Annotated in this window: 18 protein-coding genes; 3 read left to right on the top strand and 15 right to left on the bottom strand. The window is 56.0% G+C overall.

The annotated features are described in order from the left end of the window. Positions 1 to 46: 46 nt before the first annotated feature. Positions 47 to 3,118: a beta-galactosidase gene (locus A936_RS13915; RefSeq protein ID WP_008458849.1), complete on the top strand. Its 3,072-nt coding sequence runs from the start codon at positions 47 to 49 to the stop codon at positions 3,116 to 3,118. A 93-nt stretch (positions 3,119 to 3,211) separates the two neighbouring features. Here A936_RS13915 and kduD read toward each other — a convergent pair whose 3' ends face one another. The 4 genes from kduD to A936_RS13895 form a co-directional block, all read right to left on the bottom strand. Further along, complete coding sequence (kduD, locus tag A936_RS13910; RefSeq protein ID WP_008458846.1) at positions 3,212 to 3,973, bottom strand: 2-dehydro-3-deoxy-D-gluconate 5-dehydrogenase KduD; 762 nt, start codon at positions 3,971 to 3,973, stop codon at positions 3,212 to 3,214. A 27-nt stretch (positions 3,974 to 4,000) separates the two neighbouring features. Beyond that, complete coding sequence (gene kduI, locus A936_RS13905) at positions 4,001 to 4,837, bottom strand: 5-dehydro-4-deoxy-D-glucuronate isomerase (protein WP_008458844.1); 837 nt, start codon at positions 4,835 to 4,837, stop codon at positions 4,001 to 4,003. A 113-nt stretch (positions 4,838 to 4,950) separates the two neighbouring features. Next, positions 4,951 to 5,943: a 2-keto-3-deoxygluconate transporter gene (gene kdgT, locus A936_RS13900; protein WP_008458842.1), complete on the bottom strand. Its 993-nt coding sequence runs from the start codon at positions 5,941 to 5,943 to the stop codon at positions 4,951 to 4,953. 112 nt (positions 5,944 to 6,055) lie between these two features. Further along, positions 6,056 to 6,853 (bottom strand): IclR family transcriptional regulator, encoded by a 798-nt coding sequence (locus A936_RS13895; RefSeq protein WP_008458840.1) that lies wholly within the window; start codon positions 6,851 to 6,853, stop codon positions 6,056 to 6,058. A gap of 307 nt (positions 6,854 to 7,160) precedes the next feature. Here A936_RS13895 and A936_RS13890 point away from each other — a divergent pair, with 307 nt between their 5' ends. Further along, entirely contained in the window at positions 7,161 to 7,631 is a 471-nt protein-coding gene (locus A936_RS13890; protein WP_008458839.1) for a NanQ anomerase/TabA/YiaL family protein, read from the top strand. 45 nt (positions 7,632 to 7,676) lie between these two features. Here the strand turns inward: A936_RS13890 and A936_RS13885 are convergent, their stop codons facing one another. From A936_RS13885 to A936_RS13845, 9 genes are all read right to left on the bottom strand, one after another. Next, the gene (locus A936_RS13885) at positions 7,677 to 8,027 is read right to left on the bottom strand and encodes an MmcQ/YjbR family DNA-binding protein (protein WP_008458837.1); all 351 of its coding nucleotides are present in this window, start codon (positions 8,025 to 8,027) and stop codon (positions 7,677 to 7,679) included. 83 nt (positions 8,028 to 8,110) lie between these two features. Beyond that, positions 8,111 to 9,013, bottom strand: a complete 903-nt coding sequence (locus A936_RS13880) for a DMT family transporter (protein WP_008458836.1) — start codon at positions 9,011 to 9,013, stop codon at positions 8,111 to 8,113. Between the two features lie 135 nt (positions 9,014 to 9,148). Next, positions 9,149 to 10,519, bottom strand: coding sequence for a macrolide efflux RND transporter outer membrane subunit EtsC (etsC, locus tag A936_RS13875; RefSeq protein ID WP_008458835.1), 1,371 nt, complete (start codon positions 10,517 to 10,519; stop codon positions 9,149 to 9,151). Positions 10,520 to 10,522: 3 nt separating this feature from the next. Further along, positions 10,523 to 12,463, bottom strand: a complete 1,941-nt coding sequence (locus A936_RS13870) for a MacB family efflux pump subunit (RefSeq protein WP_008458834.1) — start codon at positions 12,461 to 12,463, stop codon at positions 10,523 to 10,525. Continuing rightward, positions 12,460 to 13,647, bottom strand: a complete 1,188-nt coding sequence (etsA, locus tag A936_RS13865; RefSeq protein WP_008458833.1) for a macrolide efflux RND transporter periplasmic adaptor subunit EtsA — start codon at positions 13,645 to 13,647, stop codon at positions 12,460 to 12,462. Before etsA ends, A936_RS13870 begins: the two co-directional genes overlap by 4 nt. 191 nt (positions 13,648 to 13,838) lie before the next feature. Further along, on the bottom strand, positions 13,839 to 15,242 hold the full coding sequence (locus tag A936_RS13860; RefSeq protein ID WP_008458832.1) for a heavy metal sensor histidine kinase: 1,404 nt from the start codon (positions 15,240 to 15,242) through the stop codon (positions 13,839 to 13,841). Continuing rightward, a complete protein-coding gene (locus tag A936_RS13855) occupies positions 15,239 to 15,925 on the bottom strand; it encodes a heavy metal response regulator transcription factor (RefSeq protein ID WP_008458831.1) in 687 nt (228 codons plus the stop codon). Before A936_RS13855 ends, A936_RS13860 begins: the two co-directional genes overlap by 4 nt. Before the next feature lie 2 nt (positions 15,926 to 15,927). Next, positions 15,928 to 18,984, bottom strand: a complete 3,057-nt coding sequence (locus A936_RS13850) for an efflux RND transporter permease subunit (RefSeq protein WP_008458830.1) — start codon at positions 18,982 to 18,984, stop codon at positions 15,928 to 15,930. Continuing rightward, positions 18,981 to 20,108: an efflux RND transporter periplasmic adaptor subunit gene (locus A936_RS13845; protein ID WP_008458829.1), complete on the bottom strand. Its 1,128-nt coding sequence runs from the start codon at positions 20,106 to 20,108 to the stop codon at positions 18,981 to 18,983. Before A936_RS13845 ends, A936_RS13850 begins: the two co-directional genes overlap by 4 nt. A 210-nt stretch (positions 20,109 to 20,318) precedes the next feature. Between A936_RS13845 and ansP the strand changes: the two genes are divergently transcribed. Next, a complete protein-coding gene (gene ansP / locus A936_RS13840; protein WP_008458826.1) occupies positions 20,319 to 21,767 on the top strand; it encodes an L-asparagine permease in 1,449 nt (482 codons plus the stop codon). A gap of 82 nt (positions 21,768 to 21,849) precedes the next feature. On the opposite strand, the gene A936_RS13835 is transcribed toward ansP, so the two are convergent. Together A936_RS13835 and A936_RS13830 are read right to left on the bottom strand one after the other, a co-directional pair. Beyond that, positions 21,850 to 22,509, bottom strand: a complete 660-nt coding sequence (locus A936_RS13835) for an anti-sigma factor (protein ID WP_008458824.1) — start codon at positions 22,507 to 22,509, stop codon at positions 21,850 to 21,852. Then, positions 22,506 to 23,060, bottom strand: a complete 555-nt coding sequence (locus tag A936_RS13830; protein ID WP_008458822.1) for an RNA polymerase sigma factor — start codon at positions 23,058 to 23,060, stop codon at positions 22,506 to 22,508. Before A936_RS13830 ends, A936_RS13835 begins: the two co-directional genes overlap by 4 nt. Between the last annotated feature and the right edge of the window lie 24 nt (positions 23,061 to 23,084).

Genomic DNA, 23,084 nt, shown 5'->3' with positions numbered 1-23,084 from the left:
ACGCTAAATTGTGAGCGAATAACAATAACCTCGCAGGTGCATTACTATGACTAATATTTCACCTTCGCTCCATGCCACGCTGGCCCGCCGCGACTGGGAATCCCCCGGCGTGACCCAGCTTAACTCGCTGGCGGCTCATCCCCCGTTTTCCAGCTGGCGTTCGCTGGAAGATGCCAGAGATGATAAGTGCTCACCGTCGCGGCGATCCCTTAACGGTGAATGGGCGTTTAGCTATTTCCCTCGCCCCGAAGCGGTGCCGGAGAGCTGGCTCAGCGAAGACCTTCCTGAAGCCGACGCTATTCTCGTCCCGTCGAACTGGCAAATGCTGGGCTACGATGCGCCTGTTTATACCAATATCACCTACCCGATTCCGGTCAACCCGCCTTTTGTACCGCAAGAGAACCCCACCGGTTGTTACTCGCTCACATTTGAAGTCGATGAAACCTGGCTGACGAGCGGGCAAACGAGGATTATTTTTGATGGCGTAAACTCCGCCTTTCATCTGTGGTGCAACGGCATCTGGATCGGCTACGCCCAGGACAGCCGTCTGCCCTCCGAATTTGATCTCAGCGCCGGGCTAAAACCCGGCTGCAACCGTATTGCGGTGATGGTGCTTCGCTGGAGCGACGGCACGTATCTGGAAGATCAGGATATGTGGCGCATGAGCGGTATTTTCCGCGATGTTTCGCTGCTGCATAAGCCGGAAACTCGCCTTGCCGACGTGCAGTTGCAGACCGATATTAACGAAGATTTTTCACGCGGCGAGCTGCGGGCGTTAGTCAAACTTGAAGGTCAGAACATCAGCGCCTGCGAAGTGCTGGTACAGCTCTGGCGCGGCGAGACATTGCTGGCGGCGAAACAGCAGGCTATCGGCAGTGAGATTATTGACGAACGAGGGGCTTATCACGACCGCACTACCCTGCATCTGCCGGTTGAACAGCCGCTGTTGTGGAGTGCGGAAGTGCCGAATCTCTATCGCGCCGTGGTTGTCCTGCAGCAAGGCAATGCGCTTATCGAAGCCGAAAGCTATGACGTTGGCTTCCGTAAAGTGGAGATTACCGGCGGGCTGCTGAAGCTCAACGGCAAACCGCTGCTTTTGCGCGGCACTAACCGGCACGAGCATCACCCGGTCAACGGCCAGGTGATGGAGGAAGAAACAATGCGGCGCGATATCCTGCTGATGATGCAGAATAACTTCAACGCCGTGCGCTGCTCGCATTATCCCAATCACCCGCTGTGGTACAGGTTGTGCGACTTTTACGGCCTTTATGTTGTGGATGAAGCCAATATTGAAACCCACGGCATGGTGCCGATGAACCGCCTGAGCGACGATCCGACGTGGCTGCCAGCAATGGTCGAGCGCGTGACGCGCATGGTGCAGCGCGATCGCAATCATCCGTCCATTATCATTTGGTCGCTCGGCAACGAGTCCGGGCACGGCAGCAATCACGATGCCCTCTACCGCTGGATAAAATCCAACGATCCCACGCGGCCAGTGCAGTATGAAGGCGGCGGCGCGGACACGGCGGCCACCGACATTATCTGCCCGATGTATGCCCGGGTGGATCAGGATCAGCCCTTCCCGCAGGTGCCAAAGTGGTCAATAAAGAAATGGCTGGGGCTGCCTGAAGAAAGCCGCCCGCTGATTCTGTGCGAATACGCCCACGCGATGGGCAACAGCCTGGGCGGGTTCAGTAAGTACTGGGAGGCATTTCGCCAGCACCCCAGGCTGCAGGGCGGTTTTGTCTGGGACTGGGTCGATCAGTCGCTGATGAAACATGATGAAAGCGGCCAGCCCTGGGCCGCCTACGGCGGTGATTTTGGCGACACGCCAAACGATCGGCAGTTCTGCATGAACGGCCTGATTTTTGCCGATCGCACCCCGCATCCGGCATTACATGAAGCGAAACATGCGCAGCAGTTCTTCCAGTTCCGCCTGTTGGCGGACAACGGACTGGAAGTTACCAGCGAGTACCTGTTCCGCCATAGTGATAACGAACGGCTGGTCTGGACGCTGAAACTCGAGGGTGAAGTGCTCGCCAGCGGTGAACTGGCGCTGGACCTGGCCCCAGAACAAACCCGCGTGCTTCAGCTTCCGCTGCCGGAGATTACGCGCCCCGGTGCTGTCTGGCTCAATGTCGACGTACGGCAGGTACAAGCCACCTCATGGAGTGAGGCCGGGCATTGTTGCGCTCGGGCGCAGTGGCAGTTGCCGTCCACGTTAGTCCGGCCCACAACTCTCCCCGGCGGTTCAGCGCCGTTGCTGCAAATGGACGACAGGCACGCCGATGTGTTCCACGGCGATCAGCACTGGCGCTTTGAGCGTAGAAGCGGCCTGCTTTGCCAGTGGTTTAGCCATCAGCAGCCTACGCTCCTCCGGCCGCTACAGGATAATTTCACACGGGCACCGCTGGATAATGACATCGGCATCAGCGAGGCCGCGCATATCGACCCTAATGCCTGGGTGGAGCGCTGGAAGGCCGCAGGTATGTACGACCTGACGCCGGAACTGCTGAGTTTCGACGTTGACAGGCTGGGCAACGCGGTGCTGGTTCGCACCGTCCACAGCTGGCAGGGCAACGGTAAAACGCTGTTTATCAGCCGCAAAAGCTATCTCATCGACAGCGAGGGCGTGCTGCATATTACGGTGGATGTGGACATTGCCTTCGGCACGCCAGCCCCGGCGCGCATTGGCCTTTGCTGTCAGCTCGCGGATATTGAATCTGAGGTGAACTGGTTTGGCCGCGGCCCGCACGAGAACTATCCCGACCGCAAAAGCTCAGCGCTGATGGACCGTTGGACGCTGCCGCTGGCGGACATGTACACGCCCTACGTTTTCCCGAGTGAAAATGGCCTGCGCTGCGATACCTCGTCGCTTGAATACGGCAGCCACCGCTGGCGTGGGGCGTTTCACTTCAATCTCAGCCGCTACGGCCAGAAACAGCTGCAGGAAGCCACGCACCGGCATTTATTGAGAGAAGAAGAAGGCAGTTGGCTGAATATAGACGGCTATCATATGGGCGTGGGCGGGGACGATTCCTGGAGCCCGAGCGTCTCGCCGGAGTTTCTGCTCTCCGGGTCGCATTATCACTACGCGGTTAGCTGGCAGAAAAAGTAGTCGAAAAGGCCGCCTGTTGTGCAGGCGGTCTTTACGCGTTCACATAACCACGAAGAGGGAAAAACCACGCTTTTTCCCTCTTCGTCAGCAACGTTAACGTGCCAGCCAGCCGCCGTCGACGGCAACGGTGTAGCCGTTCACGTAGTCTGACGCCGGTGACGCCAGGAACACAACCGGCCCCATCAGATCCGATGGGAGCCCCCAGCGCCCGGCCGGGATGCGATCCAGAATCTCACTACTGCGATCCGCATCCGCTCTTAACTGCGCGGTGTTGTTGGTGGACATATAGCCCGGCGCAATCGCATTGACGTTGATATTGTGTTTCGCCCATTCGTTCGCCATCAGGCGGGTGACGCCCATGACGCCGCTTTTGGACGCGGTATAAGAAGGCACGCGGATCCCGCCCTGGAAAGAGAGCATCGACGCAATATTGATGATTTTCCCCCCGCTTTTCTGCTTAATAAACTGCTTCGCCACCGCCTGAGAAAGGAAGAAAACCGTTTTGAGGTTCACGTTCATCACGTCGTCCCAGTCCTGCTCCGAAAACGCAAGGGCATCCTGGCGGCGAATAATCCCGGCATTGTTCACCAGAATATCTATCCGCCCAAAAACGGCGGCGGCGTCATCGGCCACGTTTTGCAGATTCTCATAGCGACTCAGGTCGGCTGAGATATTCACAAAACGCCGCCCCAGCGCTTCAATTTGCTGGCGGGTTTCCGCCGGTTCTGCAATGTTAACGCCAATAATATCGCAGCCCGCCTGCGCCAGGCCAACCGCCATGCCCTGCCCCAGCCCGGTATTACAGCCGGTAACCAGCGCCACTTTTCCTGTTAATGCAAACTGTTCTAAAACCATTGTGTTCTCCTTGTGAGCGCTAGCGATTCAGCGGTTATCTTTCATGGCAATGTGGTCCATGTCGTCGAAGGTTAAATTTTCGCCGATCATGCCCCAAATAAAGGTGTAGCGTTTGGTTCCGACGCCCGAGTGAATGGACCAGCTCGGCGAGATCACCGCCTGCTCGTTGTGCAGGACGACGTGTCGAGTTTCCTGGGGTTTGCCCATCATGTGGAAGATGATGGTGTCTTCGTCCATGTCGAAGTAGAAGTAGACTTCCATGCGGCGTTCATGGGTGTGGGTGGGCATTGAATTCCAGTTACTGCCCTCTTCAAGCCGGGTCATGCCCATGCTGAGCTGGCAGGTGTCGAGTATCTCCGGCACCAGATACTTGCGAATGGTGCGCTTATTGCAGCTTTCCAGGCTGCCTAACGGCGCGGCCACCGTATCTGCGGCGGTAATGGTTCTTGTTGGATACGCGTGGTGGGCTGGCGCGCTGTTGTAGTAGAGTTTGGCCGGCGTTGCGCTGTCCACGCTTGCGAACGCCACATGCCTGGCGCCTTTCCCGATATACATCGCTTCTTCTTTTTCTACGCGGTATTCGGTGCCATCGACGGTAATCACGGCGGCCCCGCCTATATTAATCAGCCCCAGCTCACGGCGTTCGAGAAAATAGTTCACGCCAAACTGCTTACCAACTTCTTCGCCAATTGAAACGCTTTTATTTACCGGCATAATGCCGCCAATCACGATGCGATCGATATGGCTGTAGACCATCGTGTATTTATCGGCTTCGAAAATCTTTTCAACTAAAAACTCTTTTCTAATCCCGGCGGTGTCCAGCGTTTTAGCGTGATCGCTGTGAATACTTTGTCTGATATCCATACATGACTCCTTAGTCTATATTGAATTTAACGCGAGTAAGTCCCTGGCGGGTATATGCCATAAAGGGAATAAGTTATTTAATCTGAATCTCAGGTATATATTTAGCTAAACAATTAAGGTGCGGGTTGTCTGGCGACAACAACCTCCTGGTTGGTCTTGCCTTTTTTAGCCTGCTTTGCCCAAAGCGCGGTCAGAATCGGGACAAGGAGAGAAGTGACAATCACGCTGGTGGCCACCAGGGCGGTAGCTGCCGGTGCCGCTGGCGCAAATTCTGGCACCATCTGAGCAATTAATACCGGCGTAGCCACGGCGGCACCCGCCGTGCTTGAGGCCGCTATGCCCGCCGTGCCATCGCCGCCGCCGATGAATTTATCCGCAAGAATCAGTGGGATCCCGGTGACCACAATAACCACGAGACCCAGCAGGATCCCGGCAAGGCCGGTTTCAAAAATGACCTGCAGCTTAATGGTATTGCCGAGCGCAAAGGCGAAGAACGGAATCAGCGTTTGTACCGCGCCACCGAACATTTTACGCAGATCGGGATCAAGGTTACCCAGCACAAATCCTACCAGGAAAGGCAGCACGGCCCCGACAAACAGCTGCGGCTCGAAGGAGGCAATCCCGGCGGTGCCCAGTATCACCATTGTCATCAGCGGCCCGGACTCCAGCGACATCAGGACAAAGGCTCCGGCCTCTTCTTTGGAGCCGTACTGATTCATCAGCGCGGCATATAGCCCGCCGTTGGTCATGTCCATCGCGGCCACCAGCGCCAGGGTGGAGATACCTGCAAAGAGGCCGGCTTCAACGCCGCTCAACGGCAGAAACGACCCGACGGCCATGGCGACAACCCAGGCGGTAGCAATCTTGGTCACCACCAGTACGCCGGATTTTTTCAGCATCGTCCCCGTGGCTTTGAGCTCAATCGACGCCCCCATACAAAAGAACCAAACGGCAAGGATCGGCACCGTGCCGGTAATCAACCCGTTGGTAAATGAGCCAAGGTATTTGCCGGTGCCGGGAGCAAAGGTGTTACACAGGGCGCCTAAAAATAGCGGCACCAGCATTAATCCCCCGGGGATTTTATCTATTGCCTTCTTAATTTGCATATCTGTTTCCTCGATGAAAGAGTTAATCAATGGATTTTTTATTGCAAAACCCCAGACGTAAACCTCCGAGAATAATCCTCGGATAATTTATGACCTGGTTAATACAGGTTTACTATTTAATTATGGGGCTGGACTTCAGGCCAAAGTTTAATGCATTTGATATTCTCTCAGTGGTTGCCAGCAAATGGCTTAAATACTCTTCTTTTTTACCATTGGTGAATTGTGAAACCATGCCCGTTAACCCGATGGCGCAAAGTACATTGCCTTTAACGTCAAATACCGGGGCGGAAATACAGCGAATTTCATTGATATTCTCGCCATCGTCGTAGGCCCAGCCCTGCTGTTTCACCAGGGCGAGATGCTCTATAAAGTGCGTCTTGTCGGTGATGGTAGACTCTGTTTTCTTCACGAAAGTGGCCTTCGCCAGAATCTGTTCAACCTGCTCGATGGGCCGCCAGGCCAGCAGGATTTTCCCCAATGAGGTACTGTGCAGCCGAATGCGCTTCCCTTCCCAGGAGGTTAAAATAATCGCCTGTGGCGACTGAATTTTGCTGAGGAAAAAGGCTTCATCACCTTCCATAATGCCCTGGTGGCAGGTCAGCCCGGTGAGTTCGACCAGCTCATGCAGGTAAGGAATGGCCTCGAGACGAATATCCAGCCCGCTTGCCGCCAGGCCCCCCAGCTCAAACAGATGCAGCCCGAGAGCGTAACGCCCGTCGACGCGCAGACGGAGCAGGTGCGTGGCGGACAGCACCTCCAGCAAATGGTGGGTGCTGCTTTTCGGGATAGCCAGTTGGGTACTGATTTCGCTAAAACTGGCGCTGCCTTTTTCCGCAATAAAATCAAGAATAGCCACCAGTCTGACGGCTGCCGGCGCTTTACTCTCTTTTAAATTCTCGGGAATATGCATATTTATTTCCATTCAGCGATTCGTTTTATATATAGAACGCTTTTTGTTTTATATATCGAACCTATTTCATAACGTGTTTTACGCTGCTTTTGTTTCATATATAGAACCTAGGGATTCATATGTGAAACGATATACAAAAATTAGCCTAAAAAACGTTATGTGATGCAACTTATTATTCTTGCCTGTTATTTATAACTTAAATGCGTGAAGCGGATCACAGTTCGTTATTTTACTGATATCTTTGTCTCCCGAGGGTGGCTATTTAATAAAAAAGACGTTCCCTCCCGCATTGAATAAAGGATGTTATATGATTGTTGGAAATATTAATGAATTAGGTTTGAATCCGTGGCTGCCGCCGAAAATAACCGAGGCATTGGATTATGTTTTGCAGAACATCAACGCTGAGTCTCATGCAGGGAAATACAATGTTGCGGGAGAGAACGTGTGGGTGATGGTCATGGAAGGGAATACCCGGTTAGCCGCTGAAGCCCTACCGGAATATCATGAGAAATACCTTGACGTGCAAATTGTTTTGGCCGGACAGGAAGGTATGGCGTTTAGCCTCAAACCGCCGCATACGGAAGTCATGGAAGATAAACTGGCGGGGAGTGATATTGCTTTTATTAGAACGCCGGATGATGAAACTATGATTACTATGAATGCCGGGGACTTTATTATTTTCTATCCCGGCGAAGTACACAAGCCACTCTGCATGCTTAATGGCAATGCCGCTGCAGTCAAAAAAGCGGTCATTAAAATAGCGAAAAATTATTTGTAATATGCCCCGGACATTCTGTTCCATGCAATGTCCGGGGGAATGAAATTAACGCGTCAGGCTAAAACTTTCGTCAATAAGGGCCAGGATTAATTCATCTGGTACCTTGTCAATTAATACCGTGACCCAATGCTCTTTGTTCATGTGATATGCCGGTAAAATTCCCGGCTGCATTCTCAGCGAGCCCACGGCGCCAGGCATCACTTTGACGTTGAGAATATCGACGACTTCATCGCTTTCCAGCCCCAGCTTTGCGGCGGAAATACTCAGCACCACGCCAAACCATTTCCGCTTGTAGCGATGGCGCAGCACGGCGTAGTCCTTAAACTTGTCCCACGGGTAGTCGGGCTCAACCTGATACCGGTCAAATACCACAGTGAACAGCGCTTCTCGTTGCATTGTTTTTCCTTCACGGCGTAGCCCGGAAACCTTATCCGGCTCGCGGCTAGTATAACCACAATTATTCGCAACCGGTGCCAGGGTTAACTTTTTGCGGTGAGCGTTTTCTTGTCCGGGCTTATCACCAGCCAGACGGAGAAACAAACAATGACAGCCCCGATGATAAACGCTTCGCTAATGGTTTCATGCAAAATGAGGTAGCCCCACAACACGCCGAAAGGGGGAATGAGAAAAGTCACCGTGAGGCTGCGTAACGGCCCGATATCGGCAATTAAGCGGAAGTAAAAAATATAGGCCACGGCGGTACAGAGGATCCCCAGACCCAGCACGCTGAGCCAGACATCGCCCTGCAGCCAGTTTATTGCCGGACCGGTCGCCACGCTCCAGGCAAAGAACGGTAACAGGAAAAGCGTGGCCCCGATTTGGCTGCCGAAGGCAACGATTTTAGGGTCAAGCCCGCCTTTATTGGAGATCCAGCGGCGGGTTAAAAAGCCTGCCACACCGTAGCAACTCGTGGCCACCAGGCAGGCGATAATTCCGGCGATCTTCTCCCCGCTGGAGTGCGCATCCCCGACCGAAGTAATCACCATTATCCCTGCCAGGCCCAGCACTACGCCCAGCCATTTTCGCGCCGTTAATTTCTCACTAAAGAAGGAGAAGCCAATAATGGCGCCCATAAGCGGCGTGGTAGCGTTTAAAATGGCGGAGTATCCGGCAGGTAACCATTTTGCGGCGAGACAATACATAAAAAAGGGCAGCCCGGAGTTAATTGCGCCCAGAATAAGCGCCGAACGGAATTTCCCCTCAAAGCGGAAGGATGATCTCAGGGTGAAAAGAATCACCGCCAGCCCTGTACAGCCAAAAAACACCCTTAAAAAGGCCGTATTTACCGACCCGAACTCTGGTGCCGCTATTTTCATAAAAAGGAAGCTGGCTCCCCACACCGCGGCAAGAAATAATAGCCGGAAATAATCTGACACACGCATGCCTTCACCCTTCCCCATAAAATAAACGGTTGTTTATTATTTTGCTGGCTGAACCCCGTTCAGCCAGCAAAACTTTAAACGAGCATCCGCGAAAGAAAAACCGTTTTCTGTTTGGGGAGAATTAGTTAGCAAGATTTAGGGGAAAGCAGACGACCCGCCAAACTCGAGATAAATTTTTGCCAGATTCTGGAACTGGTTGAAGCGATTTTCATCCAGCAATAGCTCTGCCTGGCGGCGTTTCTCTTGGGCATCTAGCCAGAATGAGATACGCGCGGCGCCCTGGCGGTAACGTACCTCATTCAAGCGCTCAGACTTACGCGCAAGATCCAGCCCCTCCCGGAGTCTTATCTCCTGAGCCAGAAGCTGATCGCGCAGGGAGAGTTCGTCTTCAAGGCTGCTCATCGCCTTATAAAGCGACTGTTTAAACGCCAGCACCCGCTGTTCGTAATCGTTACGGGCAATTTTCACCTCCACGCCCCGCTGCCGCCATTCCAGGAACGGCAGCGTCAGACTTGCGCCAACGGAAGCGATGGGATTATGCAGCACGTTTAGCAGCGAGCTACTGCCGGTACCAAGCGATCCCGTCAGGGTGAATGCGGGATAGTATTCGGTGCGCCGTATATCAACATTGGCCAGGGCTTCACGCACCCGCCACTCTTGCGCGCTGATATCGGGCCGATGCATCAGTACGCTGGCAGGAATGTTCGCGTTAACCTGCGGCAGAGGGCCGTCGGGCAGTTTTGTAGGCTCAACCACTGAGCTGCCCGGAGCGGTACCCAGCAAAACGGCCTGCTGATTCAGAACCTGCAGGCGCTCTCGCTGCAATCCAGTGAGCCGATTTTCCTGCGCGAGTAAACTTTGCTGCGCGTCCACAACATCCAGCGCGGAAGCACCTCCTGCACGATAACGAGCCCCGGCAAGGCGAAGCGTTTCTTTTGCATAGCCGATGCTCTGCAGGAGGACATTGATTTGTTGGTTCACAAAGCCAATGCGCCAGTAATTATTGCTGGCCTCTGAAAGCAGCGTCAGGCGTGCGGCGCGTAAATCTTCTTCGCTGGCATGAGTTGCCCGCTGCGCCGCATCGCGCTGGCGGGCTATTTTGCCCCAGAGATCAAGCTCATAGCTGGTGCTGAGACTCGCGGAGCTGCTTTTTGTCCAGCCTGACGAGTTATTGAGCTGATTTTTCCCGTCTACGCCCAGTGAACCTCTGAGCCCGGGATCGTTGGTGATACCGACTCTTTCCGCGTCGAGTCTCGCCCTATACACCCGCAGTACGGCAATCGCGACATCGTTATTGCTGGCCATAACCTGGCGCAGCCAGTTATCCAGGTGGGGATCGTTAAACGCCTGCCAGTCAAACGGGGCCAGGTCGCGGGTAGCATCGCTCTTGTCCCAGCTGGCGGGATAGCGTACTTCCGGAGCGTGATAGTCGCTTTTAAGCGTATTTGCGCAGCCTGCGCTCAGCGCGGCAGCCAGGCACAAAGCCAAAGGTGATAAAAATTTCATAGGTTACTCGCTGGCCAGTGAAACGACCGGGTCCATCCTTGCCGCCTTGCGGGCGGGGAGATAACCGAAGATCATGCCGATTAATGTTGAACAGAAAAACGCGGCGGCGGCGGCCTGCCACGAATAAATAGCCGTGAACATCCCGCCGGCCAGGGCGGTAAATAGCGCTCCGGCGGCATACGACAGCGCAATACCTAACGCGCCGCCAATCAGGCAGACCAATACGGCCTCAATCATAAACTGCTGCATGATGTCGCTCCGCCGGGCGCCTACCGCCATTCGTACGCCGATTTCATGGGTTCGTTCGGTGACCGACACCAGCATGATGTTCATCACGCCGATACTGCCGATCATCAGCGAGATGCAGGCAACCATCAGAATTAAAATGCTGAAGGTCATCGAGGTACGCTCGATAGATTTTCTGATCTGTTCGAAGTTATAGAGCTGGAAATCTTTTACGCCGTGGCGCTGAGTAAGTAGCTGGGAGATAGCGCTCACCGCCGCTTCGTTTGCCACATTGTCTTTCAGCCGGACGCTGATGCTGGTCAGCACCGGCTTGCCTACCATGCGGTACATCACCGTGCTGTAGGGCATCCACACGGTAATGCGGTTTGGCGCGTAGCTCCGGTTATTGCTTTGGGCAATGCCCACCACCCGTGCCGGCACGGAACCAAGAAAAACAATTTGCCCCAGCGCCTGTAATCCGGCGGCGTCGAACAGCGCTTTGCGGGCATTTTCATCAATAATGACCTCCTGCAGGGCGGTACGGTCGTCCCTGAAGGTGGTTCCTTCCAGAAGCTGAATGCCATTAACGCGGAAGTGATCTCGCCCTACGCCGTTGATAGACGCGGTTGCAGACTTACCCAGAAAACGAATGTTGTCTGAGGCACTTACCTCCGGGCTTACGCTATCGACAAATCCCTGCTTTGCCAGCGCCTCCGCGTCAGCCGGCACCAGAGTACGAATGCCCTCAATACTGTCATCAAAGAAATCTCGCCCGGGATAGATACTCACCACGTTGGTGCCCAGATCTTTAATATTCTCCAGCGTCTTTTGCTTGGCGCCCTCGCCCAGTGCCACGACGGTCACAACGGCGGCAATACCGAAAATGATCCCGGTCATGGTGAGCGTGGTGCGTAAACGATGCGCGTTCATCGCTTTGAGCGCCATTTGCAGCGATTCACGCGTGCGGTCGAGCATACTTTGCCAGCGGCTTTGGCGGGTACGGTTAGGCGGCGGCAAAGTTTGCGTGGCGGTGACCTTACTGCCGCTATCGGCGATAATTTCACCGTCTCGCAGTTCGATAATGCGCTGAGCGTGCTGGGCCACCTTCATGTCGTGGGTCACCATCACGACCGTATGACCACGCTGGTTAAGTTCGCTCAGGATGGCTAAGACCTCCTGGCCTGACTGAGAATCCAGCGCGCCGGTTGGCTCATCGGCCAGAATAATTTCCCCGCCATTGATCAACGAACGGGCAATACTGACGCGCTGCTGCTGGCCGCCAGAAAGCTCGCCGGGTTTATGATGCTCACGGCCTTCCAGGCCCAGTCTGCCAAGCAGTGCGGCGGCACGCAGCCGGCGCTTGTCACGCTCGGTGTTGGCATAAATAGCGGGGATCTCAACGTTGCCCAGCGCGCTAAGGTCGGGCATCAGATGGTAGCGCTGGAAGATAAAGCCGATATGCTCCCGCCGAACCCGGGCCAGTTCATCCGGCGAAAGCTGGGCGGCATTTTGCCCGCCAATGTAATAATCGCCGCTGTCGGGCACGTCGAGACAGCCCATGATATTCATCAGGGTCGACTTACCCGATCCTGATGCACCGATGATCGCCACCATTTCCCCGGCGGCGATGGTCAAATTGATATTTTTCAGCACGGTCAGCGCCTGACCGCCGTTACCGTAGGTCCGGCTAATGCCCTTCAGCTCGATGATGTTACTCACAGCACAAACCCTTCCCCAGGCGCTTTCTCACCCGGCTGTGACAGCACGACATTTTCCCCGACTTTTAGCCCTTCGAGGATCTGAATATCGACGCTGTTGGTGATCCCGGTTTTCACTTCTCGGGCTTCCAGCCTGCCGTCAGCCAGCAGCACCTGCACCTCCTGCTTATTCCCTTCAGCTTTACGCACGGCCTGAATCGGGACCAGCAGCGCATCTTTGGCTTCACCGGCCAGCAGCGTGACCTGTGCCGTCATCGCGATACGCAGGCGATTGTCTGGGTTAGGCACGTCGAGCAGCGCGTTATAGTAAACGGAAGCATTTGAGGTGCCAGACCCTGATGCCGAACTGCTCCCGGCAAGAGAGTCATCTTTCATTACCGACTCTGGCGCCAGTTCAACGGTGCGCAGCGTCGCGTCATAGTGCTTGTCCGGCTCAGAGAAAATCGTGAAGCGGGCCTTTTGTCCCGGAGAAATACGGGTGATATCGGCCTCAGAGATCTGTGCTTTGATGGTCATCACATCGAGACGAGCCAGCTTGATAATCGTCGGCGCACTCTGGCTGGAGTTCACCGTCTGCCCCTGCTGCGTGACCACGGCAATAACTACGCCGTCCATTGGCGCAACGACTCGGGTATAACCCAGATCGACGGTTTTCTTATCTACTTCGATTTGCGCCTGGACAAGCCTGGCATTCAGTGAGAGTAATTCCGCCCGTGTAGTGGCGAGCGTAGCCTCCGCAGACTCAAAATCCTCGCGCGAACTGGCGTCCTCGCTCAGCATTTGCCGCTGGCGTTTGAACCGCAATTCAGACTGTTTCAGGAGCGCTTGCTTAGCCTGCAGTTCGGCTTTGACCACATTGAGTGCGGCTTCGGCGTTACGCAGGTCGTTACGCTGGGGCACATCATCAATGTCGGCAATGGACTGCCCTTTGGTGACATGGTCGCCCAGCTTCACTTTGAGCGACTTGACCTGGCCTGAAACCTGTGCCCCGACGTTAACGCGTTCGATAGCATCGATTCGCCCGGTTGCCAGGACAGAGTTTTCGATATCGCCCTTGCGTACAGGAGCCGTGACATAATCAGGCGTATCGGGGCTTCTGAGGAAGAAGAACAGAGCGATGGTGAGGGCAATTATCAGCGCCACGGCCACGGCAATGGCACGGCGAGAAAAGTGTTTCAATAGCATTGGGCAGGTTTTCCATAACAATAAAAGCGATGATCCCAGAAACTCATAGTGAACGCCCCAGTCTCTACTGGAGCTAAACACGTTTCATCTGTTTGGATTTTAGTCAGGTCGGCACAAAAGGCTACCTGTTAAGTCACTGAGACTCATGCCGCGTAATATTGTTCCTGCCAGAAGAGATTATTCTGCGGTACTCAGGCTTTGTCGTGCAGCGGCAATGACAGCGTAAACGTGCTGCCGCGCCCAGGCTCACTGACCACGCTGATTTTGCCGCCATGCAGTTCCGCAATGGTTTTCACAATCGCCAGCCCCAGTCCGGTGTTTTCCGTGGCGCTGCGGGAGGCTTCTCCCCGGAAAAAGCGATCAAAAATCAGCGGCAGATGTTCGGGTTTGATGCCTTCGCCATTATCACTCACGCTCAATACCACCCGTTCATCGGCAATTTTTGCGCTGAGCGTGATATGTCCCTTTTCTGGCGTGTGGCGCAGCGCATTAGAGAGCAGGTTGGAAAGCGCGCGCTGGATAAGCTGCGGGTCAGCATAGAATGAAACGTCTCCCCGGCTTTCGAGGGTGATCTCTTTTTCTTCTGCCAGAATGTCGTAGAAACCAATCAGTTTTTCGAATTCATGGGCGCTGCTGAGCCATTCGGCATTCAGCACTTCGCGGCTGTTGTCCGCCCTGGCAAGGAACAGCATAGAGGAGATCATGCGCGACAGAAGTTCGCCCTCTTCAATGATTGCCGCCAGCGTGTCCTGATACTCTTCGGCGCTGCGATCCTTTGTCTGAATGACGCTGGCGGCCGAGATCAGGTTATTTATCGGCCCGCGCAGCTCGTGGGCAATGTCCGAGGAAAAGCGATTTAACTGATGGAACGAGGCTTCAAGGCGCATCATCATGCGGTCAAACGACGCCGCCAGCGCGTTCAGCTCCGGCGGCCAGCGCTGATCCAGGATCCGGGTATGCAGATCGTTGGCGTGAATTTTCTCAATTTCAGTGGTGATCGTGCGCAGCGGCGCTAATCCCCTTCGGGCAAGCCACCAGCCAAAGGCGGCAAACAGCAGAATCGCCAACGCGGCGAAAAACTGCATTCGCTTGTAATAGGTGTTGATAATTTCGTTGTTGCCGGAGACGTTGAGCGCCGCCTGCACCAGCCATTTCTGGTTATTTTTGAGGGTGAACAGCGTGGAGGTAATTAAGTATTTTTGCCGGATATTCTCTGCGCGATAATGCCATTCCCGGTAGCTAAACCCGGGGCCCGGCAGCGGAAAGTCCTGCTCCGGGATAACCATATTGTTGGATTGCGCGTACACCTTACCTTCCGGGCTGAAGATGCGCAGCGACAGGCGCTCCTGCCGCACCACAGACTCCAGCAGCTCGGTTTGCCACTCTTCTCCGTTGTCCTGGCGCTCGCCAATCGCCGTGGCAATTTCCTGCTGGAACTGGATAGAACTTTGCAGCTCCAGCTCATCTTTATGGTTGAGCTGCTGGCGCATGGTCGAATAAAGCACGCCGGACACGCTGTAAAGCACGATGGCCATCGTGACGGAGAAGTAGAGCGTCAGGCGCGCCGTGATCGACAAATGCGACAGTTTTATCATCCGCGTAATTCCAGCACGTACCCCGCGCCGCGCAGGGTGTGGAGTAATTTATCCTCAAAACCGTCGTCAATTTTGTTGCGCAAACGGCGGATGGCGACGTCTATGACGTTCGTTTCCGGATCAAAATTCATGTCCCACACCTGCTCGGCAATCACCGTGCGGGAGAGCACTTCACCCGAGCGGCGCATCAGCAGGCTTAGCAGCAAAAATTCTTTTTGCGTCAGCTCTATTCGCACCCCGGCGCGGGACACTTTGTGCCGCAGAAAATCGAGCTTCAGATCGCCCACCTGCAGCAGATTTTCTTCAAGAATGGCGGTGGGTGGCGCGGAGCGGCGCAGAATCACCCGCGCACGCGCCAACAGCTCGCTAAAGGAAAAGGGCTTGATCAGATAATCTTCCGCGCCCAGTTCGAGGCCATGGACTCTGTCCTCCACATCATCCCGCGCGGTCAGAAACATGATGGGCGTCTGTTTTCCGGCCTGCCGCGCCATTTCAATGATCTTCCAGCCGTCAATACCGGGCAGCATCACGTCGAGGATCGCCAGGTCATAGTCAGTGGTCAGGAGATAATGCAGGCCGTCGATACCGTTCCCGGCGACGTCGACCACGAAGTCGTTCTCGCGCAGCCCTTTGGCAATGTACTCCGAGGCCATTTTCTGATCTTCCACCAGCAGAATTTTCATCGTCACTCCTTCGTTCCTTGTGGGTTGCCGTCAAACAGCAGGAACAGAACCGGCGTAATAAACAAGGTGATCAGCTGCGAGAACAGCAGCCCCCCGACAATCGCCACGCCCATCGGCTGGCGCAGCTCGGCCCCGGCCCCCAGGCCAAGCGCAATGGGGATCGCCCCCATGATAGCGCAAAGCGTGGTCATCATAATCGGGCGGAACCGCTGCAAGCAGGCCTGCATAATGGCATCATGCGGCGTCATGCCGTGTTCACGCTGCGCCACTAACGCGAAATCTATCATCATGATAGCGTTCTTTTTGACAATACCTATCAGCAGCAGAATACCAATCATCGCGATAAACGTAAGATCGAGATTGAACAGCCTGAGCGCCAGCAGCGCGCCCACTGCCGCCGACGGCAGGCCAAGCAGAATGGTCAGCGGGTGGATCCAGCTTTCATACAGCACGCCGAGAATCACGTAAATCACCGCCAGCGCCAGCACAATCAGCCAGATCTGGCTGCTCTGGGACTGCTGAAACAGCGCCGCCTGCCCGGCGTAGGTGCCAAACACCGAAGACGGCAGATGAATCGCCTGCTGGGCCTGGGCAATGGCCGCCGTCGCATCCGACAGCGATTTCCCCGGCGCAAGGTCGAACGAAAGCGTAATCGCCGGCAACTGCCCCTGGTGGTTGACCGCCGTCACGCCCTGGGTGCGCGAAATCGTTGTAAAGGTGGTGATGGGCAGTAGCGCCCCACTTGATGACCGGACATAGATTTTCGACAAATCACTTTCGTCCTGTCGGAACGGCTCCTGCACTTCCATGATCACTTCATAGCTGTCTTCCGGGGCATAAATTGTCGACACCTGGTAAGTCCCGAAGGCGTCATACAGCGTGTCGCGAATCTGCTGAATATCCACGCCCATCAGCGAAGCTTTGTTTCTGTCGATGACCAACTGCGCCTGTAGCCCGTTGAGCTGGGCGTCGGTATTCAGGCCGACAAACACCCCGCTTTTTTGCATCTCTGCCATCAGCCGGTTGGCCCAGTCGTTGAGGCTGGTATCGCCGCTGCTGACCGCCTGCAGCGTGTACTGGTAGCTGCTTTTCGCACTGCGGCCGCCCACGCGCAGGTTTTGCACCGGGCTAAAGTAAACTTTAATGCCCGGCAAATAGCCGGTTTCCGAACGCAATTGTTTCAGCACCGCGTCCAACGGCGGGCGCTGGCCTTGATCTTTTAGCGTCAGGCTTAGCTGCGTGGTGTCGTGGTCAACGCGGGTCAGTACGTCGCTGACGCTCGGTTCTTTCATCAGCGTTTTGCCCAACTGCTGCGCCACGCCCAGCCGACCGAGATAGGACATATCCTGCGGCGCATCAATGCTGGCGGTGATCTGCCCGATATCTTCCTGCGGGAAGAAGCCTTTCGGTGAAAACCAGTACAGGCCGATGGTCAGCGCAATCGTGCTGAGCGCGACGCCGATCATAATCACGCGATGAGACACGGCCCATTCCAGCCCGTTCCCGTACTGGCGGCGCAGCGCTTCGAACCCACGCTCAAAGACCTGGCTCCAGCGCGGTTCAGGTTTGTCTTCCGGCGTGTGCTCGCGGATAAGTTTAGGGACCAACAAAGGAATAATGGTCAACGATGCCGCAGCCGAAACCAGAATCGTCAGCGACACCACATAGGCAAACTCGTGGAACAGCAGGCCAATCGTCCCCGGCATAAAGAAGATCGGAATAAACACCGCCACCAGGGAAAGCGAAATGGAGATAACAGTGAATGCTACCTCTTTCACCCCTTTCAGCGCGGCGCGATACGGCGTTTCCCCTTCTTCCATGTAGCGCATGATGTTCTCCAGCACCACAATCGCGTCGTCCACCACCAGGCCTACGGCAATGGTCAACCCCATCAGCGAGATATTGTCCAGGCTCAGGCCAAAGGCGTACATCAGGCCAAAGGCGCCGAGCAGAGAAATGGGCAGGCTGAGCGCAGGAATGATCGTCGCCCGAATATGGCGCAGGAACATCAGGATCACCATCACCACCAGGGCGATGGTCAACAGCAGAGTTAACGTCACGTCATGAATCGCCGCGCGGATCGACAGCGAACGGTCGTTCAGAAACTTCACGCTCACCGACGACGGCATCTGCGCCTGCAGTTTAGGCATCAGTTGGCGAATGGCATCGATGGTGGAAACAATGTTCGCGCCGGGCTGACGCTGCACGCTGAGTACAATCGCGCGGTTACCGTTCACAGCGCTGTAGCTCAGCGTATTTTCAATGCTGTCCTGCACGGTGGCCACATCTGATAGCCTGACCGGCTGGCCGTTTCGCGTGGCGACAATGACTTTGGCGAAGTCTGCAGCGTTGCGCAAATCGCCGCTGGTTTGCAGCATCACCATCTGGCGTTTACCGTCCAGTTCGCCTATCGGTGAGTTGTCGTTGGCGGCCGCGAGCGCGGTATGTACATCTTCCAGCGTAAGATTTGTCGCCGCCAGCTTGTCCGGGTTGACCTCCACGCGCACGGCATAGCGTTTCTGCCCCAGCACCGTCACCTGCGCCACGCCGTTCAGGGTGGAAAGCGCCGGTGAGATCAGGTCATCCGAGAAGCGGTTCAGGTCAGACAGCGCCATCGACGGGGAATCGATGCCAATTTGAATGATCGGCGCATCCGCCGGGTTAATTTTGCGGAATGACGGCGGCGTGGTCATCTGCGACGGCAGCTGTTTTAACGCCTGGTACAGCGCGGACTGCACGTCCACCGCCGCCGAATCAATATCCCGGGACGGATCGAACTCAATGACGATAGTCGTCGCGCCCTCGAGGCTGTTGGAGGTCATGTTCACCACGCCGGGAATGGTCGACAGCTTTTTCTCCAGCGGCGTCGCCACCGACGAAGCCATGGTTTCAGGGCTGGCACCGGAAAGCGAAGCGCTGACCTGAATCGTCGGCGTGTCGTAGTTGGGCAGCGCGGCAATGGGCAGTTTAAACCAGCACACCGCGCCGGCGACCATCACCGCCAGCCACAGCAGCATCACGGCAATTGGCCGTTTCAGGCATTGTTCGGCAAATGTCATGATGCAGACCCCGCTGGCGCGTTAACCACCTTCACGGCCATTCCCGGACGCAGGGCGTTGGCCCCTTCCAGCACCACTTTCATGCCGGGCTGAATGCCGCTCACCACCGCCATTTGCTGCTGGATGCGCAACAATGTGACCGGTTGCGTTGTGGCGTGCATTTGGGCGTCGATAACGTAGACAAAATGCCCGTCGGGGCCGTCCTGCACGGCCTGAGGCGGTAAAACAACGACATTCGGCGTGCTGCCCGCGCTGACCGTAATGTTCTGATAGGCCCCCGGCCAGAGCTGGTTTTCACCGTTCGCAAAGCGGGCTTTAAAGTTCACCGTGCCGCTGTCCTGGCTGACGGTGTTATCAATGAAACTGAGCGTGCCGGTCACCGGTTTTCCGCTGGCGTCGGTCACTTGCACCTCCACCGGCCCCTGATGCTGCGCGGCGACCACCGCGTTGAGATCCTGCTCCGGCAGGGTAAATTCTGCGCCAATCGGGTCAAACTGATTAATACTGACCATCGGTAGCGTGCTGCCCGGCTGCGCAAGGCTGCCGATATGCACGTTCAATGCGCCTGTTTTGCCGCTAACAGGCGCGTAAATGCGGGTATAGGCGAGCTGCGCCTGGGCGGTGTGTATATCATCCTGGGCGGACTTGTACTGCGCCGCCGCCTGCTGTTGCGCGCTGACCAGCGCATCCCAGTCTGAAGACGAAATGTAGTGAGTTTTCAGCAGCGGCTGGCCACGGCTGAGGTCGCGAGCGGCTTTATCCAGCTCGGCTTTAATGATCCCCAACTGGGCCTGGGCGTGACCCAGCGCGGCCTGCTCTTCGGCATCATCCAGCACAAACAACAGCTGCCCTTGCTTAACAAAATCCCCTTCGTGGAAGGCAACCTGGCTTACCGGGCTGGTGATTTGCGCGCGAATATCCACCTCATTGAGCGACACGAGATGCCCCTGGGTGGAGAACGTTAGCGGCAGCGTTTGGCTGGCCGCGGCTATCAGGCTAACTTTCGGAAGCGCCGTTTTCTTTTGCGTTGCCGGCGATGAAGCCTGGGAGTACAGCCAAAGTCCTGCCACCCCTGCCAGCACGCAGGCCATCGCCAGCCCTTTTTTTGACCATTTTATGTTCATGATGCAGCGCTTCTCTGAGTCCCGGTATAGCAGGAATGTTACGCCCGTCACACCAACAGAACGCCGCCACTAAAATGACAAGTTTGTAATTTTGCTTCTCATTCAATTTTCTGCCAGGATTCCTCGCCCTCTTTTTCACGGCCTCCGCAGCCAGAATTAACGGGCGGAAAAGGACGGCGCTTTTTAACTCAAAGGCAGACAGGAATCTCAATGAAAACAAAGACTGAAGCGGAACACCGCGCCGCCAAACGGCGCTGGTTGAATTCTCAGGACTCGGGGTATCACCAGGCGATGGGCAATCGCCACGTGCAGATGATTGCTATCGGCGGTGCCATCGGTACCGGCCTGTTCCTCGGCGCAGGTGCGCGCCTGCAGGCAGCAGGGCCCGCGCTGGCGTTAATTTATCTGGTTTGCGGCATTTTCTCTTTCTTCATCCTCCGCGCTTTGGGCGAGCTGGTTATCCATCGCCCGTCCAGCGGCAGTTTCGTCTCCTACACCCGTGAATTCCTCGGTGAAAAAGCCGCCTACGTTTGCGGCTGGATGTATTTCGTCAACTGGGCGATGACCGGTATCGTGGACATCACCGCCGTGGCGCTCTACATGCATTACTGGGGCGCGTTCGGCGATGTGCCGCAGTGGGTCTTCGCCCTCGGCGCGCTCGCCGTGGTTGCGGCGATGAACATGATTGGCGTGAAATGGTTCGCCGAGATGGAGTTCTGGTTTGCGCTGGTCAAAGTGTTGGCTATCGTCGCCTTCCTGATCGTCGGCACCATTTTCCTCGGCACCGGGAAACCGATTGACGGTAACAGCACCGGGTTCCATCTGATAACCGATAACGGCGGTCTCTTCCCCCACGGTCTGCTGCCTGCGCTGGTACTGATTCAGGGCGTAGTGTTCGCCTTCGCCTCTATCGAATTGGTAGGTACCGCCGCCGGGGAATGTAAAGACCCGAAAACCATGGTGCCGAAGGCCATTAACAGCGTTATCTGGCGTATCGGCCTGTTCTATGTTGGCTCCGTGGTGCTGCTGGTTCTGCTGCTGCCGTGGAACGCCTATCAGGCGGGACAAAGCCCGTTCGTGACCTTCTTCTCGAAGCTCGGCGTGCCTTACATCGGCGACGTGATGAATATCGTGGTGTTAACCGCCGCGCTCTCCAGCCTGAACTCCGGCCTGTACTGCACCGGGCGTATTCTGCGTTCGATGTCGATGGGCGGTTCCGCGCCACAGTTCATGTCGAAAATGAGCAAGAATCAGGTGCCGTATGCCGGGATTCTGGTCACCAGCGGCGTGTACGTGCTTGGCGTGTTCCTCAACTATCTGGTGCCTTCGCAGGTGTTTGAGATCGTGCTGAATATGGCGTCTCTGGGCATCATCACCTCCTGGGCGTTTATCGTGCTGTGCCAGATTCGCCTGCGCAAGGCGATTAAAGAAGGGAAAGCGGACGACGTGAGCTTCAAGCTGCCGGGCGCGCCGTTTACTTCCTGGCTGACGCTGCTGTTCCTGCTTGGCGTGCTGGTCTTGATGGCGATGGATTACCCGAACGGGACGTTCACGATTGCTTCTATTCCGGTGCTGGCGATTCTGCTGACGCTGGGCTGGTTTGGCGCTCGTAAGCGCGTGCATGAAGTGGCTCAGCAGGTCCACGATCACCACGAGTAGTGCCCCTCACCCTAACCCTCTCCCCACCGGGGAGAGGGGACACGTATCCCCTTCATCGCCATCACATTCGCAGTAAACTTATTCACAACACCCCGCTATACACTACCGGCCCCGTTGGCTGCCCGGTTGGCGAACCGCCTTGCGGCTCCAGGCTGATGGCGATCGTCACACCTCGTGACAATGTCACGTTTCCGTTACCCACCTGGGTCACCGATTTACTGTCCAAAAGCCCAAGCGAGACGGGCTTCGCGCCAACCGGGATAGCCCACAGCTGCAGGCTATTGCTGGCGGAGACGGAGGCCAGCTGCAGCGGCGTCATGCGCAGCGTTTTACGGTCGCTGTCGGCGCTCACCAGCCACTGCCCCTGCTGGCTGGCACCGTTAAGCACCATAAGCGGTGCCAGCTCCGGTGCTTTGCTACTGAAGTATGGCACCAGCGCAACTGCAGCAAGCCCGGCGGCGAGCGCCCAGCCAAGATAGTTCCAGTTCCAACGCGAGCGCACGACGGCATTCCGCTCGGGCGGCAGGCTAAGCTGAATTTTCTTCCACACCGTTTCCGGCGGAAGCTGCGGCTGGGTCTGGCTGTCCAGGCCACCAAGCAGGGTTTGCCAGCGGCCCACGAGCGCGGCGAGATCCGGCTCGGCATGGAGACGTTTTTCGAAGCGCAACCGGGCACTCCCGCGCAGCGTGCCCAGCGCGTATTCAGAGGCCAGGGCGTTATCTATTTCTTGGCTGCTGTTCATAGTCCGACGCAATCCTTAAGGTGATCCAGCGCCCGCCGAATCCAACTTTTCACCGTGCCGAGGGGCTGCTGTAGCCAGTCGGCGATATCGCCGTGGGACATCCCCTGGTAGTAGGCCAGCACCACGCTCTGCCGCTGCTCGCTGGTCAAATTGTCCAGGCAACCGCGCAGGCGGCCTGCCTGCTGTTCATCGCCCCAGCCGTTGTCCCCTTCACTTTCTATTTCCGCAGCATTGTCGCTGAGTTCGTCTTCCTGATTTGCCGCGCGGGACTGGCCGCTGCGCAGCCAGTCGATACAGCGGTTGCGAACGATGTGGGTCAGCCAGGTCACGGGGGCGCTGATGGCCGGATCGTAGCCTGAGGCTTTATTCCATACCGTGAGAAAAGCATCGTGCAGAATCTCTTCGGCCAACGCCCGGCGCTGCACGGTACGCAGCGCCACGGCAAACAAATGGGGGGACGTCAAGCGATAGAGTTGTTCAAATGCGCGGCGGTCGCCTTCAGCAACCGCCCGCATCAGTTTTACCTGCTGTTCTACCAGAGTTTTATCCATAATTTTCTCGACCAGGCGACGGGC

The sequence above is a fragment of the Enterobacter sp. Ag1 genome, assembly GCA_000277545.1.
Classification (GTDB): domain Bacteria; phylum Pseudomonadota; class Gammaproteobacteria; order Enterobacterales; family Enterobacteriaceae; genus Cedecea.
The sequence above is the reverse complement of the archived record's forward strand: the minus strand, read 5'-3'. Positions and strand labels throughout refer to the sequence as shown.

Bases quoted from the DNA above. Each gene is read 5' to 3' on its own strand.
- A936_RS13915 (WP_008458849.1), top strand. From the start codon at position 47: ATGACTAATATTTCACCTTCGCTCCATGCCACGCTGGCCCGCCGCGAC.
- kduD (WP_008458846.1), bottom strand. From the start codon at position 3,973: ATGGTTTTAGAACAGTTTGCATTAACAGGAAAAGTGGCGCTGGTTACC.
- kduI (WP_008458844.1), bottom strand. From the start codon at position 4,837: ATGGATATCAGACAAAGTATTCACAGCGATCACGCTAAAACGCTGGAC.
- kdgT (WP_008458842.1), bottom strand. From the start codon at position 5,943: ATGCAAATTAAGAAGGCAATAGATAAAATCCCCGGGGGATTAATGCTG.
- A936_RS13895 (WP_008458840.1), bottom strand. From the start codon at position 6,853: ATGCATATTCCCGAGAATTTAAAAGAGAGTAAAGCGCCGGCAGCCGTC.
- A936_RS13890 (WP_008458839.1), top strand. From the start codon at position 7,161: ATGATTGTTGGAAATATTAATGAATTAGGTTTGAATCCGTGGCTGCCG.
- A936_RS13885 (WP_008458837.1), bottom strand. From the start codon at position 8,027: ATGCAACGAGAAGCGCTGTTCACTGTGGTATTTGACCGGTATCAGGTT.
- A936_RS13880 (WP_008458836.1), bottom strand. From the start codon at position 9,013: ATGCGTGTGTCAGATTATTTCCGGCTATTATTTCTTGCCGCGGTGTGG.
- etsC (WP_008458835.1), bottom strand. From the start codon at position 10,519: ATGAAATTTTTATCACCTTTGGCTTTGTGCCTGGCTGCCGCGCTGAGC.
- etsA (WP_008458833.1), bottom strand. From the start codon at position 13,647: ATGCTATTGAAACACTTTTCTCGCCGTGCCATTGCCGTGGCCGTGGCG.
- A936_RS13860 (WP_008458832.1), bottom strand. From the start codon at position 15,242: ATGATAAAACTGTCGCATTTGTCGATCACGGCGCGCCTGACGCTCTAC.
- A936_RS13855 (WP_008458831.1), bottom strand. From the start codon at position 15,925: ATGAAAATTCTGCTGGTGGAAGATCAGAAAATGGCCTCGGAGTACATT.
- A936_RS13850 (WP_008458830.1), bottom strand. From the start codon at position 18,984: ATGACATTTGCCGAACAATGCCTGAAACGGCCAATTGCCGTGATGCTG.
- A936_RS13845 (WP_008458829.1), bottom strand. From the start codon at position 20,108: ATGAACATAAAATGGTCAAAAAAAGGGCTGGCGATGGCCTGCGTGCTG.
- ansP (WP_008458826.1), top strand. From the start codon at position 20,319: ATGAAAACAAAGACTGAAGCGGAACACCGCGCCGCCAAACGGCGCTGG.
- A936_RS13835 (WP_008458824.1), bottom strand. From the start codon at position 22,509: ATGAACAGCAGCCAAGAAATAGATAACGCCCTGGCCTCTGAATACGCG.
- A936_RS13830 (WP_008458822.1), bottom strand. From the start codon at position 23,060: ATGGATAAAACTCTGGTAGAACAGCAGGTAAAACTGATGCGGGCGGTT.